Below are 18,001 nucleotides of genomic sequence, written 5' to 3'. Positions count from 1 at the left end.
CATGGCGGAGCAGAACCCGCTGAAGGTCCACAACCTCCGTCCCGCCCCGGGCGCCAAGACCGCCAAGACCCGTGTCGGTCGTGGTGAGGCGTCGAAGGGTAAGACGGCTGGTCGCGGTACCAAGGGCACGAAGGCCCGTTACCAGGTTCCGGAGCGCTTCGAGGGTGGCCAGATGCCCCTCCACATGCGCCTCCCGAAGCTGAAGGGCTTCAAGAACCCCGCCCACAAGCAGTTCCAGGTCGTGAACCTGGACAAGCTGGCCGCGCTCTACCCGCAGGGTGGCGAGGTCACGGTGGCCGACCTGGTCGCCAAGGGCGCTGTTCGCAAGAACGAGCTCGTCAAGGTCCTTGGCCAGGGCGAGATCTCCGTGGCGCTGCAGGTGACGGTTGACGCCGTCTCCGGCTCCGCCCAGGAGAAGATTGCCGCCGCCGGCGGCACCGTCACCGAGCTCATCTGAGTTCGTTGATCTGACAACCGGGGATGTCCCAATAGGGGCATCCCCGGTTGGTCGTTCCTAGGGGGGCATGGTCGCCGGTAAGGTGGCGTGCACTGTTAACTTCCGCGCGGACTCTGCCCGCGCGGATTTTGGCTGACTCTACGTATTCGTCGAACCTCAAGACCGTCACCTCTCACGCAGCAACGTGGGGGGCGCAGGAGGCACCGTGCTCACCGCGTTCGCCCGGGCGTTCAAGACGCCCGACCTGCGCAAGAAGCTGCTCTTCACGCTGGGCATCATGGTCCTCTTCCGGCTGGGGGCCCACATCCCCGTACCGGGGGTCGACTACCGCAATGTCCAGACGTGTATGGACCAGGCCAAGAGTGGGCAGGGCCTTTTCGGCCTCGTGAACATGTTCAGCGGTGGTGCGCTGCTTCAGATCACGATCTTCGCGCTCGGGATCATGCCGTATATCACGGCCAGTATCATCCTCCAACTGCTCACCGTGGTCATTCCGCGGCTCGAAGCCCTCAAGAAGGAGGGCCAGTCCGGGCAGACCAAGATCACGCAGTACACGCGGTATCTGACCGTCGCCCTCGCCATCCTCCAGGGCACCGGCCTCGTGGCCACGGCCCGTAGCGGTGCGCTCTTCGGCAACTGCACCGTCGGGAACCAGATCGTCCCCAACCAGTCGATCTTCACCACGGTCGTCATGGTCATCACCATGACCGCCGGCACCTCGCTGATCATGTGGCTCGGTGAGCTGATCACCGACCGCGGCATCGGCAACGGCATGTCCATCCTGATGTTCACGTCCATCGCCGCCGGCTTCCCGGGCGCGCTGTGGGCCATCAAGATGCAGGGCAAGCTGCTCGGTGGCTGGCTGGAGTTCAGCCTGGTGATCCTGTGCGGCCTCGCGATGGTCGCGCTGGTGGTCTTCGTCGAGCAGGCTCAGCGCCGCATTCCCGTCCAGTACGCGAAGCGCATGATCGGCCGCCGTTCCTACGGCGGTACGTCCACCTACATCCCGCTGAAGGTGAACCAGGCGGGTGTGATCCCCGTCATCTTCGCCTCGTCGCTGCTCTACATCCCGGCGCTGCTGGTGCAGTTCACCGGCTCCAAGGCGGACTGGGCGCAGTGGGTCCAGGCCAACCTGGTCAAGGGTGACCACCCGATCTACATGGCCACGTACTTCCTGCTGATCGTCTTCTTCGCGTTCTTCTATGTCGCCATCTCCTTCAACCCCGAAGAAGTTGCCGACAATATGAAGAAGTATGGTGGATTCATCCCGGGGATCCGGGCTGGCCGTCCCACCGCGGAGTACCTGAGCTACGTGCTGAACCGCATCACGTGGCCGGGGTCGCTGTACCTGGGTCTGATCGCGCTGGTGCCCACCGTGGCACTGGTCACACTGAACGCAAATCAGAACTTCCCGTTCGGTGGAACCAGCATCCTGATCATCGTGGGTGTCGGTCTGGAGACTGTGAAGCAGATCGAGAGCCAGCTTCAGCAGCGCAACTACGAAGGGTTCCTCCGCTGATGCGAATCGTCCTCGTCGGGCCGCCCGGCGCCGGCAAGGGTACGCAGGCCGCGTACCTCGCCAAGAATCTCGCGATCCCGCACATCTCGACGGGCGACCTCTTCCGGGCGAACATCAGCCAGGGCACGCCGCTCGGCCAGAAGGCCCAGGAGTACATGCGCGCCGGCCAGCTCGTGCCGGACGAGGTCACCATCGGGATGGCCAAGGACCGTATGGAGCAGGAGGACGCCGCCGAGGGCTTCCTGCTGGACGGCTTCCCGCGCAACCTCGCCCAGGCGGAGGCGCTGGACACCATCCTCAAGGCGGACGGGCTCGGGCTCGACGCCGTCCTGGACCTGGAGGTCCCGGAGGACGAGGTCGTCAAGCGCATCGCCGGTCGCCGGATGTGCCGCAAGGCCAGCAGCCACATCTTCCACGTGATCTACAACCCGCCGGCCGCGGAGGGTGTCTGCGACACCTGCGGCGGCGAGCTGTACCAGCGTGAGGACGACTCCGAGGACACGGTCCGCAAGCGCCTCGAGGTCTACCACAGCGAGACCGAGCCGATCATCGACTACTACAAGGCCCAGGGCCTGGTGGTGACGATCTCGGCCCTCGGCAAGGTCGCCGAGGTCACTCAGCGCGCGATGGAGGCCCTCCCGTCCCGGGAGGCCTGAGTCCGTCGGTCACGGCCGCGATGCCCCTCGGGGTGTCGCGGCCGTAGTGTTTGTCCGAGCAGCATTTCGATGCAGTAATTCGATGCAGTTTTCGATGGAACAGCCAGGAAGGCGTCGTCATGGTCGAGATCAAGACCCCTGAGCAGATCGCGAAGATGCGCGAGGCGGGGCTGGTCGTCGCCGCCATCCACGCGGCCACCCGGGAGGCCGCGGTGCCCGGTGCCACCACCAGGGACCTGGACGAGGTCGCCCGCAAGGTGCTCGCCGAGCACGGCGCCAAGTCGAACTTCCTCGGCTACGGCGGTTTCCCCGCCACGATCTGCACCTCGGTGAACGAGGTCGTCGTCCATGGCATCCCGGACGAGAAGACCGTCCTCAAGGACGGCGACATCATCTCCATCGACGCCGGCGCGATCGTGGACGGCTGGCACGGTGACGCGGCCTTCACGGCCTTCGTGGGCACCGGTCACGCTCCGGAGCTGATCGAGCTCTCCCGGGTGACCGAGGAGTCCATGTGGGCCGGCATCGCGGCCGTGCGCAACGGCAACCGGCTCGTGGACATCTCCAAGGCGATCGAGGGCTACATCCGCCGCCAGCCCCGTCCGTCCTCCGGGAAGTACGGGATCATCGAGGACTACGGCGGGCACGGCATCGGCTCCGAGATGCACATGGACCCCCACCTGCTGAACTACGTCTCCCGCAAGCGCGGCAAGGGCCCGAAGCTGGTCCCGGGCTTCTGCATCGCGATCGAGCCCATGGTGAGCCTGGGCACGGCGAAGACGCACGTCCTGGCGGACGACTGGACGGTCCTCACGGACGACAAGAGCTGGTCCTCCCACTGGGAGCACTCCGTCGCCCTCACGGAGCAGGGCCCGCTGGTCCTGACGGCCGTGGACGGTGGCCGGGCGAAGCTGGCGGAATACGGCGTGACGGCGGCGCCGGACCCGCTGGCCTGAGCCCCCTCCCATCCGGACGGAGTCCGGCGCAGCCGCCCGAAGCTTGTGAGGCGCCCCGGCGCCGAGCCCGCGAGGGCGGCGTCGGGAGGATCGGTCCCGCCGGCGTAAGGATCTTCGCGGTCGGGCAAGCACCCTGGATTAGGCTTTTCGTTTGCCCTGACGTAGACTGATGCGTCGGCTCTCGTGTATCCGCATGCCCGCGTGCATATGGGAGAGTCGATCAAGGTAGCCGATTCGAAAGGCGAAGCGTGGCCAAGAAGCAAGGTGCCATCGAGATCGAGGGCACCGTGATCGAGTCTCTGCCGAACGCCATGTTCAAGGTGGAGCTCCAGAACGGTCACAAGGTCCTCGCGCACATCAGCGGCAAGATGCGGATGCACTACATCCGCATCCTCCCGGATGACCGGGTCGTCGTGGAGCTGTCTCCCTACGACCTGACGCGTGGCCGGATCGTCTACCGCTACAAGTAGATCTTGTCGACGCCCCGCTTCCGGCGGGGCGACGGCACTGACCCGGAGAACCTCACATCCCATGAAGGTCAAGCCGAGCGTCAAGAAGATCTGCGACAAGTGCAAGGTGATCCGCCGTCACGGCCGGGTCATGGTCATCTGCGACAACCTGCGCCACAAGCAGCGCCAGGGCTGATCGCAGAACCTGCACTCCGCAGTTCTTCGCGCGACGCGAGCAATACATGTACATACGCAGTGCCCACCTAGCCCCGACAAGGGGTCGGTGACACCTCCGGCGGGGGCCGGGGACCTGGTCCGTACCGCCTAACCCTTTTTCAGGGGGGCCGGCGGCCATGGAGTGGCATTGCGGAAGACCCCCGACACCAAACAGGAGCCATTCAATGGCACGCGTTTCCGGTGTTGACATCCCGCGCGAAAAGCGCGTGGAGGTCGCACTCACCTACGTCTTCGGCATCGGCCGCACGCTGGCGCAGGAGACCCTCGCCGCCACCGGTGTGAACCCGAACACCCGCGTTCGCGACCTGGTCGAGGAGGACCTGGTCAAGATCCGCGAGTACGTGGACGCCAACATCAAGACCGAGGGTGACCTCCGTCGTGAGGTTCAGGCCGACATCCGCCGCAAGGTCGAGATCGGCTGCTACCAGGGTCTGCGTCACCGCCGCGGTCTGCCGGTCCACGGTCAGCGCACCAGCACGAACGCTCGTACCCGTAAGGGCCCGCGTCGCGCCATCGCCGGCAAGAAGAAGCCGGGCAAGAAGTAGTCCACAGCGGACGCTCATCAGCGGTCTTCGCTGTAGGACCGACCACCTCCCTCTCCATTCAGGAGTAAGACATGCCCCCCAAGGGACGTCAGGGCGCTGCCAAGAAGGTGCGCCGCAAGGAAAAGAAGAACGTCGCTCACGGCCACGCGCACATCAAGAGCACGTTCAACAACACCATCGTTTCGATCACGGACCCGTCCGGCAACGTGATCTCCTGGGCCTCCGCCGGCCACGTCGGCTTCAAGGGCTCCCGCAAGTCCACTCCGTTCGCCGCGCAGATGGCCGCCGAGTCGGCTGCCCGTCGCGCGCAGGAGCACGGCATGCGCAAGGTTGACGTCTTCGTCAAGGGCCCGGGCTCCGGTCGTGAGACCGCCATCCGTTCGCTCCAGGCGACCGGCCTCGAGGTTGGCTCCATCCAGGACGTCACCCCGACCCCGCACAACGGCTGCCGTCCCCCGAAGCGCCGCCGCGTCTGACGCTGCGCCGTTTCGCACGGTTGTTCTGAGTGTCCGGGCGGTACGGCCCCTCTCGCGAGGAGCCGTACCGCCCGTACCCTTGCAGTAGCAGAGGACATCAAATAGTGGGTGTCCATGACTGAAGGATTCATCGCATGCTGATCGCTCAGCGCCCCTCGCTGACCGAAGAGGTCGTCGACGAGTTCCGCTCGCGGTTCGTGATCGAGCCGCTGGAGCCGGGCTTCGGCTACACCCTCGGCAACTCCCTGCGTCGTACGCTCCTCTCCTCGATCCCGGGTGCGGCGGTCACGTCCATCCGCATCGACGGTGTCCTGCACGAGTTCACCACCGTGCCGGGCGTCAAGGAGGACGTCACCGACCTCATCCTGAACATCAAGCAGCTGGTCGTCTCCTCGGAGCACGACGAGCCGGTCGTGATGTACCTGCGCAAGCAGGGCCCGGGTCTGGTCACCGCCGCCGACATCGCCCCGCCGGCCGGCGTCGAGGTGCACAACCCCGACCTGGTCCTGGCGACCCTGAACGCCAAGGGCAAGCTGGAGATGGAGCTGACCGTCGAGCGCGGTCGCGGCTACGTCTCCGCCGTCCAGAACAAGCAGGTGGGCCAGGAGATCGGCCGTATCCCGGTCGACTCCATCTACTCGCCGGTTCTCAAGGTGACCTACAAGGTCGAGGCCACCCGTGTCGAGCAGCGCACCGACTTCGACAAGCTGATCGTCGACGTCGAGACCAAGCAGGCCATGCGCCCGCGCGACGCCATGGCGTCCGCCGGTAAGACCCTGGTCGAGCTGTTCGGTCTGGCCCGCGAGCTCAACATCGACGCCGAGGGCATCGACATGGGCCCGTCCCCGACGGACGCCGCCCTGGCCGCCGACCTGGCGCTGCCGATCGAGGAGCTCGAGCTCACCGTTCGCTCCTACAACTGCCTCAAGCGCGAGGGCATCCACTCCGTGGGTGAGCTCGTCGCCCGTTCCGAGGCCGACCTGCTCGACATCCGCAACTTCGGTGCGAAGTCGATCGACGAGGTCAAGGCGAAGCTGGCCGGCATGGGCCTGGCCCTCAAGGACAGCCCGCCCGGATTCGACCCGACCGCCGCCGCCGACGCCTTTGGCGCCGACGACGACGCGGACGCGGGTTTTGTGGAGACCGAGCAGTACTGATCGGTCTTCGGCCGCCGGTCGGCTTCGGCTGATCGCGCCGTTCCCCGCGCCCCTTAGGGGGTGCGGGGTCTCCGACGGGCAACCGCCCGCTCGGATACTGACTCCGGTACCTGATACGGCCGGGGCAGACACCAAGGAGAAACACCATGCCGCGTCCCACCAAGGGTGCCCGCCTGGGCGGCAGCGCCGCGCACGAGCGTCTGCTGCTTGCGAACCTCGCCAAGTCGCTCTTCGAGCACGGCCGCATCACGACGACCGAGGCCAAGGCCCGCCGCCTGCGTCCGGTCGCCGAGCGCCTGATCACCAAGGCGAAGAAGGGCGACATCCACAACCGTCGCCAGGTGCTGCAGACGATCACCGACAAGGGCATCGTCCACACCCTCTTCACCGAGATCGCTCCGCGCTTCGCCGAGCGTCCGGGTGGTTACACCCGTATCACCAAGATCGGCAACCGTCGTGGCGACAACGCCCCGATGGCTGTGATCGAGCTGGTCGAGGGTGAGATCGCCAAGAAGGCGACCGTCGCCGAGGCCGAGGCCGCCACCAAGCGTGCGGTCAAGGAGTCCGAGGCCGCCGCCGAGGCTCCGGCCGAGGAGTCGAAGGACGCCTGACGCGTCTGACGTGTCAGTGACGGGCCCGCCCCTTTTCGGGGGCGGGCCCGTCCCGCATTCTGAGAGGAAACACTCGGTGAGTGACGAGGTTGAGCCCGGTTTCGTACGGGTGCGGCTGGACCTGTCGTACGACGGCAAGGACTTCTCCGGCTGGGCCAAGCAGCGTGAGGGTCAGCGCACCGTGCAGGGTGAGCTCGAGGCCGCGATCCGGACCGTGACCCGGTCCAAGGAGACGTACGAGCTGACGGTCGCCGGCCGTACGGACTCGGGCGTCCACGCCCGGGGCCAGGTCGCGCATGTCGATCTTCCGGCGGAGGTTTGGGCCGAGCACGAGGACAAACTGCTGCGTCGACTGGCCGGGCGGCTGTCGCACGACGTACGGGTCTGGCGTGCGGCCGAGGCCCCGGCCGGGTTCAACGCGCGGTTCTCCGCGATCTGGCGGCGGTACGCCTACCGGGTCGTCGACCACGTGGCCGGGGTGGACCCGCTGCTGCGGGGTCATGTGCTGTGGCACGACTGGCCGGTGGACGTGGACGCGATGAACGAGGCGTCCCGCGCGCTGCTGGGTGAGCACGACTTCGCCGCGTACTGCAAGAAGCGCGAGGGTGCGACGACCATCCGTACGCTTCAGCAGCTGAGCTGGGAGCGGGACGCGTCGGGTGTCGTGACGGCGACCGTGCGGGCGGATGCCTTCTGCCACAACATGGTGCGGTCGCTGGTGGGCGCGCTGCTGTTCGTCGGCGACGGTCACCGGGGAGTGGACTGGCCGGGGCAGGTGCTCGCGGCGGGTGTGCGGGATTCGGCGGTGCATGTGGTGCGGCCGCACGGGCTGACGCTGGAGGAGGTCGGATATCCGGCGGACTCGGAGCTCGCGGCGCGGAATCTTGCGGCGCGGAACAAGAGGACGCTGCCCGGGGCGGGTTGCTGCTAGAGCGTTGTCCTCGAACGCCGGACGGGCTGCTGTGCTTTGTCCTCAAGCGCCGGACGGGCTGGGATGAGCCCGTCCGGCGTTTGTGTCAGGGGAGATTCACCGCCAGATCACTCGTCACCGTGAAATACGGCCGTACCCCCGCCAGCACCGGATAGATGTCCGTCTTGTTCCGGTCGACGATGTCCCCCACCAGCCGGCCGATCCGGATCGGTGCCGCATCCGGTGCCACCCGTAGCGCCAGGTCCCATGTGGCGGCTTCCTCTCCGCCGCGCGCCTCGCGCAGCCGCTCGTACGGCAGCGTCGCCCTGAATGCCGCGGCCTCCAGGACCTCGATTTCCGCTGTCACCTCCGACGCCGCATCACCGCGCGGGGTGCCGACCAACAGTGGTGTCCCACCCGCGAACTCGGCGCCGTACAGCGTGCCTTCGACCGTGAGCGTGCCTTCGGTCGCCCTCAGTGCGCGCGCCTCCGCGTGGCCGTCGCGGTGCCAGGCGCGGAGGGCCAGGTAGCCGTCGACGGTGGCGTAGGGGATCCACCAGGTGAAGGGGGCGCCCGGCAGCGGGGCGAGGGTCAACAGGCGGCGGCCTTCCGGGAGATGGGCGATCACGCGGCGGCGGGCGCGGTCGTCGGCGCGGACCACGTGGAGGTCCCATCGGCCCTCGCCCAGGCGGAGTTCGGACCGCTTCAGGACGGCGGTCCAGGGGGCGCCCGTCCCGGTCGGGGGCTCCAGGGGGGCCGCGAACGGTTTGTTCTCCTTGCGTCGTGTGACGGTCAGGGAGAGGTTTTCCCCGCTGACGCCCTTCGGGTCCACCGAAACGACGATGTCTCCCTCGGAGTTGACGCGACAGGAGGCGAGCGGACGCAGCGGTTTGCGGACGACGATGTCCTTGAGGACCTTCTTCTCGCGCGGGGGCGCCGGTTGGCGGCGCAGTGGCCGTACGAGCCTGCCGACGGTCCGGCGGAGGCGCCGGGCGAGCGGCGGCCGGGCCGGTGTCGTGGCGGCGGCCTGTGCGTCGCCGGCGCGGCGGGGACGGCCCAGGCTGTCGATGAGCTCCAGGTAGGCGTCGGCGATGCGTTCGGGCGCGTAGCGCTGGGCGGAGATCCGGGCGGCGGCGCCCATGGTGCGGCGGAGTTCGTCGTCCTCGATCAGTTTGAGCAGGCCCTTGGCGATGGCGTCGCTGTCGCCGACGGGGACGAGCAGGCCGTCCTCGCCGTCGCTGATGATCTCGCCGGGGCCGTGCGGGCAGTCGGTGGCGACGACGGGGACGCCGCAGCCCATGGCCTCGACGATCGTCATGCCGAAGGACTCCTCGCGGGAGGTCACGGCGGCGATGGAACCCTTGGCCCACTCGGTTTCGATGGGGGAGTGGGCGCCCATGAGCGTCAGTGACTCGTTGAGGCCGAGTCTGTCGATCTGGGCGCGGAGTTTGGCCTGTTCGGGGCCGCGGCCGTAGAGGCGCAGCTTCCAGTCGGGGTGCGCGGCGGCGACGGCGGCCCAGGCGCTGACCAGCAGGTCGTAGCGCTTGACGGGGATGAGCCGTCCTGCGGCGACCACCAACTTGCTGTCGGGGTCGGCGGTTTCGACCTCGGACGGCGGGCAGCCGTTGGGGATGCATACGATCTTCGTTTTGATGCCCGGGAGTTGCTCCCGGTGGGTGACGGCGTCGGCCTCGGAGACCGTGGTGTGGGCGTCGAGGTGGGGAATGGACGCGTCCTGGTAGGCGCGGATGGCGGCCTCGTGGGTGCCGTAGATCCGGTGCTCCTGGCCGATCCGCAGATAGCGGTCCTGGCCGAACTCGGCCAGATACATGACGAGTCCGGGACGGGTGGCGATGACGACGTCCGCGTCGGTCGCGGCGAGGTGTGCGGCGACCCGCTGGTCGGTGAGCGCGCTGAAGTGCGCGCCCTTGGCCTCGACGGGCGGGATGTAGTGGCTGTCCTGGGCGAGGAGGGCGTTGTCGACGTCGGAGCCCTTGTCGGGGCGCTGGTCGATGAGGTTGATCAGCCGTACCCCGGGGTGGAGGGTCAGCCGGGGCTTCTCGCCGCTGCGGATGACGGACACGATCTCCACGTCGTGCCGGGCGGCGAGGGCGCCCGCCACATTGAAAGTGGAGCGGATGGTTCCGCCGATGCCATAGGCGTTCTGCAAAAGGAAAGAGATCTTCATGGCGGGTGGTGTCCGGCTCTTCGCTTGGAGTTCGGCCCGACCGGCCGGAGCTCTGTGCGGCTCGAACCGCCGGTGAGACCGTAGGGCGGGGCTTCCGTTGCCTGCGCAGCCTACATTGTGGCCTGGGTCACGTCGCAAGGAGCCATGAGGGGCGCCGCTCGGCGGGCGCCGCGAACTGGAGGGCAGGGCGGACGTCATGAGGGTGGACGTGATGAGGGTGAAGGGTAAACGGAAGCTGACGGCCTCCCCCGTAGGGGTGTTGGCGGCCCTGCTGTTGCTGGCCGGCTGCTCCGGTGTCGGTGGGGGCAGGCCGGGCGAGGGCAAGAACGAGGTCCGGGGCGCCGAAGCGCCCCCGGTCGTACGGGTGTTCAGCGCCGACCAGCTCAAACACGTGGCGCTGGAGTCGCGGGAGGTGCCCGGCTTCGTTCTCGAACGGGCCTCCGAGGGCACCGCCGGGCACGGGCTGCCCGGCACGGACCGGCTCGACTGCCGCCCGCTGGTGCTGGCCCTGGGGCCGCGACAGGAGCCCGCGCCCGTGGCCTCGCTCGTACGGACGTTCTCCAAGTCCTCGCGGGAGCACGGCTTCCAGGGGCTGCTGGGGACGGTCCGGGTCTCGGCCTACGCGGACGACGGGGCGCGCGTCACGCTACGGGAGCTGCGCCGGGCCGTGTCCGACTGCGCCGGGGGCTTCGCGATGCGCACGGGGGAGGGGCAGCCCCAGCGGTTCGAGGCGGTGACGGCGCTGCCCGCGCCCCGGCTGGGGGCGGAGGCGCTGGCGTACCGCATGGTCAACGCGGCCGAGGGGGCGCCGAGTCTGGTGACGGTGGTGCGCAGCGGATCCACCCTGTCGATGTTCTTCGCCACGCACCTGTCCGACCCCGGTGCGGTGGAGATCCCGCCGGCGCTGGTGGCGGCGCAGGTCGCGAAGGTCGAGCGGCTGCTGCGGGCGGAGCGTCCGCCCACCGCGGCCCCCGCGGACGGCGACCCGGCGGAGGGCGGCGAGGGCGCCGAGGAGGGAGACGGTGAGGTCCAGGAGTGACGTCCGGGGGTGACGTCCCGGGGTGACGTCCCGGAGTGAGGCGAGGCGGCCCGGGTGCCCGGTCAGGCCTGCGGCTTGGCCGAGGGCTTCCCGGACGGCTTGGGCGAGGCCGCCGCGGCCGCCTGGGCGTTGGCGCGGGCCATGATGCGGCGGAAGGTGTAGCCCGCCACGTCCCGGCCGGCCTGGAGGGCCTTGGTGTCCTCCGACGTGACGGCGGAGCCGTTGGTGAAGCCGGCGATGGTGAAGTACGCGTAGCGGCCCTCGGCGTTGGCGCTCAGCCGGCAGGCCGTGCCCTGGCAGAAGGACGCCGCGTCCTCGCCGGTCAGGGGGGCGATGTTGCCGGTGGACTGCTCCTTGGCCTTGTCCGCGGCGGCCTTGGTGTCGAAGACGGCGACGCCGACGGTGACGGCGACCCCGTCCCGTACGTAGGTGGAGCGCAGCACCTGGCGGCAGCCGTTGTCGGCGAGGACCTGGCCCAGCCCGCCCTGGGCGACGGAGGCGCAGTCGGTGGCGGTGTCCTGGGCCGCCCGCTTGTAGGCGCGCTTGTCCAGCGACGGCCTGGAGTGCGGGAAGAGCGTCTTGACGGTGAGCGGCGCGGTGTCCTTCTCCTGGCTGGATATGAACTCGCGCGGGTTGGGCGGCGGGGTCGCGGCCTTGGAGAACGTCGGCTCGGGGCTGCCGGCCGAGGCGCTGGGCAGCTTCTCGGCGGCGGGCAGGTTCTTGTCGCCCTTGTCGGACAGCACCACGGCCGAGGCCACGATCGCGGCGACCGCGGCCGTGGCCAGGACGCCGCCGCCGATCAGCAGCCACTTGCGGCGGCGGTCCCGGTCGGCGGTGTCGGCCAGCGCGGCCCAGTCGGGCGTGCCGTCGGCCTGCGGCTGTGCCCAGGGCTGCGGGTGCGCCTGCGGCTGGGCCTGAGGGGGCTGCTGGGCGGCCGGGTACGGCTGCTGGGGCGGGAGGGGGGCCGCCTGGGGCTGCCCGGGGTGGGGCTGCGCCGGCTGCCGCGGTGGCAGGGCCTGAGCCGGTTGCCCGGGCTGCCCGGGCTGCTGGGGTGGCGCCCCCCAAGGCGTGGCGCGCGGCCCGGAATCCCCCTGGGCCCCGTACGGCCCACCCTGCCCAAAGCTCATGGCGTGCATCGTAAACCGGTTGGTCACCGCCCCGGGAGCCGCGACAATCACCCTCATGGGACATGTGGAAGCGGCACACCTTGAGTACGACCTCCCCGACGGGAGGCGGTTGCTCGACGACGTGTCCTTCCGGGTGGGGGAAGGGGCCGCGGTGGCCCTCGTGGGGGCCAACGGCGCCGGCAAGACCACCCTGCTGCGGCTGATCTCCGGTGAGCTCAAGCCGCACGGCGGCTCGGTCACCGTCTCCGGCGGCCTGGGCGTGATGCCGCAGTTCGTGGGCTCCGTCCGGGACGACCGTACGGTCCGTGACCTGCTGGTGTCCGTCGCCCAGCCGGGCATCCGGCAGGCCGCGCGGGCGGTCGACGCGGCCGAGGTCGCGATCATGGAGCGGGACGACGAGGCCGCGCAGATGGCCTACGCCCAGGCGCTCAGCGACTGGGCCGAGGCCCGGGGCTACGAGGCCGAGACCACCTGGGACATGTGCACCATGGCCGCCCTCGGCGTTTCCTATGAGAAGGCCCAGTGGCGCCAGGTGCGCACCCTCTCCGGCGGCGAGCAGAAGCGGCTCGTCCTGGAGGCGCTGCTGCGCGGCCCGGACGAGGTCCTGCTGCTGGACGAGCCGGACAACTATCTGGACGTCCCCGGCAAGCGCTGGCTGGAGGAGCGGCTGCGCGAGACCAAGAAGACGGTCCTCTTCGTCTCCCACGACCGCGAGCTGCTGGCCCGGTCCGCCGAGAAGATCATCAGTGTCGAGCCCGGCCCGGCCGGCAGTGACGTCTGGGTGCACGGCGGCGGCTTCGGGACGTACCACGAGGCCCGCAAGGAGCGCTTCGCCCGCTTCGAGGAGCTGCGCCGCCGCTGGGACGAGAAGCACGCCCAGCTGAAGAAGCTGGTGATCTCGCTGCGGCAGGCGGCGTCGGTCAGCCATGAGCTGGCCTCCCGCTACGCCGCCGCCCAGACCCGGCTGCGGAAGTTCGAGGAGGCGGGCCCGCCGCCGGAGCCCCCGCGCGAGCAGGACATCCGGATGCGGCTGCGCGGCGGGCGCACCGGCGTCCGGTCCGTGACCTGCGCCGGGCTGGAGCTGACCGGCCTGATGAACCCCTTCGACCTGGAGGTCTTCTACGGGGAGCGGGTCGCGGTGCTGGGCAGCAACGGCTCGGGCAAGTCCCACTTCCTCCGCCTCCTGGCCGGGGAGGGCGTGGCGCACACGGGCGCCTGGAAGCTGGGCGCCCGCGTCGTCCCCGGGCACTTCGCCCAGACCCACGCCCACCCCGAGCTCATGGGCCGCACGCTCGTCGACATCCTGTGGACCGAGCACTCCAAGGACCGGGGCGGCGCCATGTCGGTGCTGCGCCGGTACGAGCTGGAGCAGCAGGGCGACCAGGCCTTCGAGAAGCTCTCCGGCGGTCAGCAGGCCCGGTTCCAGATCCTGCTCCTGGAGCTCTCCGGCACCACGGCGCTGCTGCTGGACGAGCCGACGGACAACCTGGACCTGGAGAGCGCGGAGGCCCTCCAGGCGGGGCTGGAGGCCTATGAGGGGACGGTCCTGGCCGTCACCCACGACCGCTGGTTCGCTCGCGCGTTCGATCGCTTCGTGGTGTTCGGCGCGGACGGGCGGGTGCGGGAGGTGCCGGAGCCGGTGTGGGACGAGGCCCGGGTGGCCCGGGCGCGGTGACGCCGTCCGGCGGCCGGGCAGGGCACCGGTCGGACTGTGTGTTTTGACCCCGACGGTGGGGTCCCGGTACTCTACGAGTTCGTTATGCGTATTGGCTTGGTCGTTCTCACGCGAGGGGCCCTTACGCTGGTCCGCCGGGCTGATCGCCAGCGGCCTGCACGCGGGTTGCGTCCCCGTTGTGCGGCCTCTGCTGCGTGGTCTCTCTGGGGGACTGTGTCAGGACCCACTCACTGAAGAAGCGAAGGCTACGACCGTGCGTACGTTCAGCCCCAAGCCCGGCGATGTCCAGCGCCAGTGGCACATCATTGACGCGCAGGACGTCGTCCTGGGCCGTCTGGCCTCTCAGGCTGCCTCCCTGCTGCGTGGCAAGCACAAGACTGTGTACGCCCCGCACATGGACATGGGTGACTTCGTCGTCATCATCAACGCCGACAAGGTGCACCTGTCCGGTAACAAGAAGACCCAGAAGATGGCGTACCGCCACTCTGGCTTCCCGGGTGGTCTGCGCTCCGTCCGTTACGACGAGCTGCTCGACAAGAACCCCGAGAAGGCAGTCGAGAAGGCGATCAAGGGCATGCTGCCCAAGAACACCCTCGGCCGTCAGATGCTCTCGAAGCTGAAGGTGTACTCGGGCTCCGAGCACCCGCACGCTGCGCAGCAGCCGGTTCCGTTCGAGATCACCCAGGTCAAGCAGGGCTAAGTCCCGGCCACCGCCGAACCAGAAAGTCTGAGGAGAATCGTGGCTGAGACCACCGCCGAGATGCCGGTCGAGGGCGTCGAGGAGTACACCACCGAGACCGAGGTTGTTGAGTCGGAGTACACCTCCGAGTCCCTCGCGTCCCGCTTCGGCGACCCGCAGCCGGCCGCCGGCCTGGGCCGTCGCAAGAACGCCATTGCCCGCGTCCGGATCGTTCCGGGCACCGGCAAGTGGAAGATCAACGGTCGCACCCTTGAGGACTACTTCCCCAACAAGGTGCACCAGCAGGAAGTCAACGAGCCCTTCAAGGTGCTCGAGCTCGACGATCGCTACGACGTCATCGCCCGCATCGCGGGTGGCGGCGTCTCCGGTCAGGCCGGTGCCCTGCGCCTCGGCGTGGCCCGTGCGCTGAACGAGGCGGACGTGGACAACAACCGCGGCCCGCTGAAGAAGGCCGGCTTCCTGAAGCGCGACGACCGTGCGGTCGAGCGCAAGAAGGCCGGTCTGAAGAAGGCCCGCAAGGCTCCGCAGTACAGCAAGCGCTAAACAGCGGTTTTGCTGCACTGCTCGAACGCCCCGGCGACACGGTTCCGTGCCGCCGGGGCGTTCGGCCATTGTCGGCCCGGGGCGAAATACGGCGTTGATGCCGTGCAGGCGGCGTAGGCGTAAATGCGCCGGATGTGGCGTATATCTGATTACTGGAGGCGCCGCCCCGGTCCAGGACTCGACACCTCAAGCAAGGGGGCTCGTACCGGGCCCCGCACTCCCGCGTTTTTCGGAGGACACCAGTGGGACGACTCTTCGGTACGGACGGTGTGCGCGGCGTTGCCAACGCCGATCTGACGGCCGAGCTCGCGCTCGGACTGTCGGTGGCGGCGGCGCATGTGCTCGCCGAGGCGGGCACGTTCGAGGGACATCGCCCGATGGCGGTGGTCGGCCGTGATCCGCGGGCGTCCGGGGAGTTCCTGGAGGCCGCCGTGGTGGCCGGTCTCGCCAGCGCGGGCGTCGACGTGCTGCGGGTGGGCGTGCTGCCCACGCCGGCCGTCGCCTACCTGACCGGCGCGCTCGGCGCCGACCTCGGCGTGATGCTCTCCGCCAGCCACAACGCCATGCCCGACAACGGCATCAAGTTCTTCGCCCGCGGTGGCCACAAGCTCGCCGACGAGCTCGAGGACCGCATCGAGCGGACCTACCGCGCCCACGCCTCCGGCGAGCCCTGGGACCGGCCCACCGGCGCCGGCGTCGGCCGCGTCAAGGACTACGACCAGGGCTTCGACAACTACGTCGCCCACCTCATCGGCGTCCTGCCCAACCGCCTCGACGGCGTCAAGGTCGTCATCGACGGCGCCCACGGCGCGGCCTCCCGGGTCTCCCCCGAGGCCTTCTCGCGCGCCGGCGCCGAGGTCATCACCATCGGCACCGAGCCCGACGGCCTCAACATCAACCACGAGTGCGGCTCCACCCACCTGGACAAGCTGCGCGCCGCCGTCGTCGAGCACGGCGCCGACCTGGGCGTCGCCCACGACGGCGACGCCGACCGCTGCCTGGCCGTGGACCACAAGGGCAACGAGGTCGACGGCGACCAGATCCTCGCCGTCCTGGCCCTGGCGATGCGCGAGGCGGACTCGCTGCGCAAGAACACCGTCGTCGCCACCGTCATGTCCAACCTGGGCTTCAAGCTCGCCATGGAGCGCGAGGGCGTCCAGCTCGTCCAGACCGCCGTCGGCGACCGCTACGTCCTGGAGGAGATGAAGGCCAACGGCTTCGCCCTGGGCGGCGAGCAGTCCGGCCACGTCATCGTCCTGGACCACGCCACGACGGGCGACGGCACCCTCACCGGTCTGATGCTGGCCGCCCGCGTCGCCGCCACCGGCCGCTCGCTGGCCGACCTCGCCGGCGTCATGGAGCGCCTGCCGCAGGTCCTCATCAACGTCCGGAACGTCGACAAGGCCCGCGTCGGCACCTCGCAGGAGCTGGCCGCCGCCGTCAACGCCGCCGAGCGCGAGCTGGGCACGACGGGCCGGGTGCTGCTGCGCTCGTCCGGCACGGAGCCGCTGGTGCGCGTCATGGTCGAGGCCGCGGACCACGAGCAGGCGCGGAAGGTCGCGGAGCACCTCGCGGACGTCGTGAAGACGACGCTGGGCTAGTTCCCAGGTCCTCGAACGCCGGGCGGGCCGACTTGGTCGGCCCGCCCGGCGTTTTCGCTAAAGCTTCCGCAGCGAAAGCCGCTGCACCTTGTGGTCCGGCCCCTTCCGCAGGATCAGGTTCGACCTGCCGCGCGTCGGCGCCACGTTCTCGAGCAGGTTCGGCTTGTTGATCGTCCGCCAGTTGCGCCGCGCGTAGTCCAGCGCCTCGTCCTCCGACACCTGGGTGTACCGGCGGAAGTACGAGTCGGGGTCGTGGAAGGCCGTGGCGCGCAGCTTTCTGAAGCGGTCGTAGTACCAGCGCTCGATGTCCTCCGCGCGCGCGTCCACGTACACGCTGAAGTCGAAGAAGTCGGCCAGGCTCACCCGGGTGCGGCCGTCCTCGCCGGGGCGGGCCGGCTGGAGGACGTTGAGGCCCTCGATGATCAGGATGTCCGGCCGGTGCACGGTCAGCCGCTCGTCCGGCACGATGTCGTAGATCAGGTGGGAGTAGACGGGCGCCGACACCTCGTCCTTCCCGGCCTTCACATCCGCGACGAAGCGGGTCAGCGCCCGACGGTCGTAGGACTCGGGGAAACCTTTCCGCGACATCAGGCCCCGCCGCTGGAGCTCGGCGTTGGACAGCAGGAAGCCGTCCGTCGTGACCAGCTCCACCCGCGGGTGCTCGGGCCAGCGGGCCAGCAGCTCCCGCAGCAGCCGGGCCGTGGTCGACTTCCCCACCGCCACGCTGCCCGCCACGCCTATGACGAACGGCGTGCCGCGCTGCGCCCCCTTTTCCCCCAGGAAGGTGTTGAGCGCGCCGCGCAGGCTGCCCGTGGCGCCCACGTAGAGGTTGAGCAGGCGGGAGAGCGGGAGGTAGATGTCCCGGACCTCGTCCAGGTCGATGACGTCGCCCAGGCCGCGCAGCCGCTCGACCTCCTCGGCGGTCAGCGGCAGCGGGGTGTTCTCGCGCAGCGCGCTCCACTCCGTGCGGGTGAGGTCGACGAAGGGGGAGGAGTCCGCGCGGCGTCGGTGCTGCGGCTGGTCGGTCGTGGTCGGCACGGGCCCATTGTGCGCGTCGGTGACGGGACGATCACCGCCGGGTGGCGTTCACACCGTGACCGGTGGGGGCGATGTGGTGCCGGTGGGTGAAGTTTGCGCTGGGGTCTGTACTTACTC

At 69.4% G+C, this 18,001-nt stretch carries 19 protein-coding genes; 16 read left to right on the top strand and 3 right to left on the bottom strand.

The genetic code is table 11. The annotated features are described in order from the left end of the window. Position 1: 1 nt before the first annotated feature. From rplO to truA, 11 genes are all read left to right on the top strand, one after another. A complete protein-coding gene (rplO, locus tag AB0E98_RS13535; protein ID WP_126914680.1) occupies positions 2 to 457 on the top strand; it encodes a 50S ribosomal protein L15 in 456 nt (151 codons plus the stop codon). Between the two features lie 205 nt (positions 458 to 662). Next, on the top strand, positions 663 to 1,976 hold the full coding sequence (secY, locus tag AB0E98_RS13530) for a preprotein translocase subunit SecY (RefSeq protein ID WP_311608923.1): 1,314 nt from the start codon (positions 663 to 665) through the stop codon (positions 1,974 to 1,976). Next, positions 1,976 to 2,632 carry an adenylate kinase gene (locus AB0E98_RS13525; protein WP_361701883.1) on the top strand — a complete coding sequence of 219 codons (657 nt, stop codon included), beginning with the start codon at positions 1,976 to 1,978 and terminating at the stop codon, positions 2,630 to 2,632. Before secY ends, AB0E98_RS13525 begins: the two co-directional genes overlap by 1 nt. A 119-nt stretch (positions 2,633 to 2,751) precedes the next feature. Next, positions 2,752 to 3,588: a type I methionyl aminopeptidase gene (map, locus tag AB0E98_RS13520; protein WP_361701882.1), complete on the top strand. Its 837-nt coding sequence runs from the start codon at positions 2,752 to 2,754 to the stop codon at positions 3,586 to 3,588. 248 nt (positions 3,589 to 3,836) lie between these two features. Then, positions 3,837 to 4,058, top strand: coding sequence for a translation initiation factor IF-1 (gene infA, locus AB0E98_RS13515; RefSeq protein WP_003956442.1), 222 nt, complete (start codon positions 3,837 to 3,839; stop codon positions 4,056 to 4,058). Positions 4,059 to 4,119: 61 nt separating this feature from the next. Continuing rightward, complete coding sequence (rpmJ, locus tag AB0E98_RS13510; RefSeq protein ID WP_003956441.1) at positions 4,120 to 4,233, top strand: 50S ribosomal protein L36; 114 nt, start codon at positions 4,120 to 4,122, stop codon at positions 4,231 to 4,233. A gap of 205 nt (positions 4,234 to 4,438) precedes the next feature. Next, positions 4,439 to 4,819, top strand: coding sequence for a 30S ribosomal protein S13 (rpsM, locus tag AB0E98_RS13505; RefSeq protein WP_361701881.1), 381 nt, complete (start codon positions 4,439 to 4,441; stop codon positions 4,817 to 4,819). A gap of 71 nt (positions 4,820 to 4,890) precedes the next feature. Continuing rightward, complete coding sequence (gene rpsK, locus AB0E98_RS13500) at positions 4,891 to 5,295, top strand: 30S ribosomal protein S11 (protein ID WP_003956432.1); 405 nt, start codon at positions 4,891 to 4,893, stop codon at positions 5,293 to 5,295. A 134-nt stretch (positions 5,296 to 5,429) separates the two neighbouring features. Next, complete coding sequence (locus tag AB0E98_RS13495) at positions 5,430 to 6,452, top strand: DNA-directed RNA polymerase subunit alpha (RefSeq protein ID WP_004946635.1); 1,023 nt, start codon at positions 5,430 to 5,432, stop codon at positions 6,450 to 6,452. Positions 6,453 to 6,598: 146 nt separating this feature from the next. Continuing rightward, the gene (gene rplQ / locus AB0E98_RS13490) at positions 6,599 to 7,063 is read left to right on the top strand and encodes a 50S ribosomal protein L17 (protein WP_361701880.1); all 465 of its coding nucleotides are present in this window, start codon (positions 6,599 to 6,601) and stop codon (positions 7,061 to 7,063) included. A 76-nt stretch (positions 7,064 to 7,139) separates the two neighbouring features. Then, the gene (truA, locus tag AB0E98_RS13485) at positions 7,140 to 7,994 is read left to right on the top strand and encodes a tRNA pseudouridine(38-40) synthase TruA (RefSeq protein WP_361701879.1); all 855 of its coding nucleotides are present in this window, start codon (positions 7,140 to 7,142) and stop codon (positions 7,992 to 7,994) included. Between the two features lie 85 nt (positions 7,995 to 8,079). Here truA and AB0E98_RS13480 read toward each other — a convergent pair whose 3' ends face one another. Next, the gene (locus AB0E98_RS13480; RefSeq protein ID WP_361701877.1) at positions 8,080 to 10,161 is read right to left on the bottom strand and encodes a glycosyltransferase family 4 protein; all 2,082 of its coding nucleotides are present in this window, start codon (positions 10,159 to 10,161) and stop codon (positions 8,080 to 8,082) included. 211 nt (positions 10,162 to 10,372) lie between these two features. Between AB0E98_RS13480 and AB0E98_RS13475 the strand changes: the two genes are divergently transcribed. Next, a complete protein-coding gene (locus tag AB0E98_RS13475; protein ID WP_361701876.1) occupies positions 10,373 to 11,200 on the top strand; it encodes a hypothetical protein in 828 nt (275 codons plus the stop codon). A gap of 62 nt (positions 11,201 to 11,262) precedes the next feature. Here AB0E98_RS13475 and AB0E98_RS13470 read toward each other — a convergent pair whose 3' ends face one another. Then, positions 11,263 to 12,327 carry a hypothetical protein gene (locus tag AB0E98_RS13470; protein ID WP_361701874.1) on the bottom strand — a complete coding sequence of 355 codons (1,065 nt, stop codon included), beginning with the start codon at positions 12,325 to 12,327 and terminating at the stop codon, positions 11,263 to 11,265. 55 nt (positions 12,328 to 12,382) lie between these two features. On the opposite strand from AB0E98_RS13470, the gene AB0E98_RS13465 reads away from it, so the two are divergent. From AB0E98_RS13465 to glmM, 4 genes are all read left to right on the top strand, one after another. Beyond that, positions 12,383 to 14,002: an ATP-binding cassette domain-containing protein gene (locus tag AB0E98_RS13465; protein WP_361701872.1), complete on the top strand. Its 1,620-nt coding sequence runs from the start codon at positions 12,383 to 12,385 to the stop codon at positions 14,000 to 14,002. A 253-nt stretch (positions 14,003 to 14,255) separates the two neighbouring features. Beyond that, complete coding sequence (gene rplM / locus AB0E98_RS13460) at positions 14,256 to 14,702, top strand: 50S ribosomal protein L13 (RefSeq protein WP_311608904.1); 447 nt, start codon at positions 14,256 to 14,258, stop codon at positions 14,700 to 14,702. A gap of 39 nt (positions 14,703 to 14,741) precedes the next feature. Then, complete coding sequence (gene rpsI, locus AB0E98_RS13455) at positions 14,742 to 15,245, top strand: 30S ribosomal protein S9 (protein WP_361701870.1); 504 nt, start codon at positions 14,742 to 14,744, stop codon at positions 15,243 to 15,245. Positions 15,246 to 15,487: 242 nt separating this feature from the next. Beyond that, positions 15,488 to 16,846, top strand: coding sequence for a phosphoglucosamine mutase (gene glmM / locus AB0E98_RS13450; RefSeq protein WP_361701868.1), 1,359 nt, complete (start codon positions 15,488 to 15,490; stop codon positions 16,844 to 16,846). A 57-nt stretch (positions 16,847 to 16,903) separates the two neighbouring features. On the opposite strand, the gene coaA is transcribed toward glmM, so the two are convergent. Continuing rightward, positions 16,904 to 17,884: a type I pantothenate kinase gene (gene coaA / locus AB0E98_RS13445; protein ID WP_361701867.1), complete on the bottom strand. Its 981-nt coding sequence runs from the start codon at positions 17,882 to 17,884 to the stop codon at positions 16,904 to 16,906. Between the last annotated feature and the right edge of the window lie 117 nt (positions 17,885 to 18,001).

This window comes from Streptomyces sp. NPDC037389 (assembly GCF_040636475.1).
Classification (GTDB): domain Bacteria; phylum Actinomycetota; class Actinomycetes; order Streptomycetales; family Streptomycetaceae; genus Streptomyces; species Streptomyces hesseae.
This window is presented reverse-complemented; position numbering and strand designations above follow the sequence as displayed.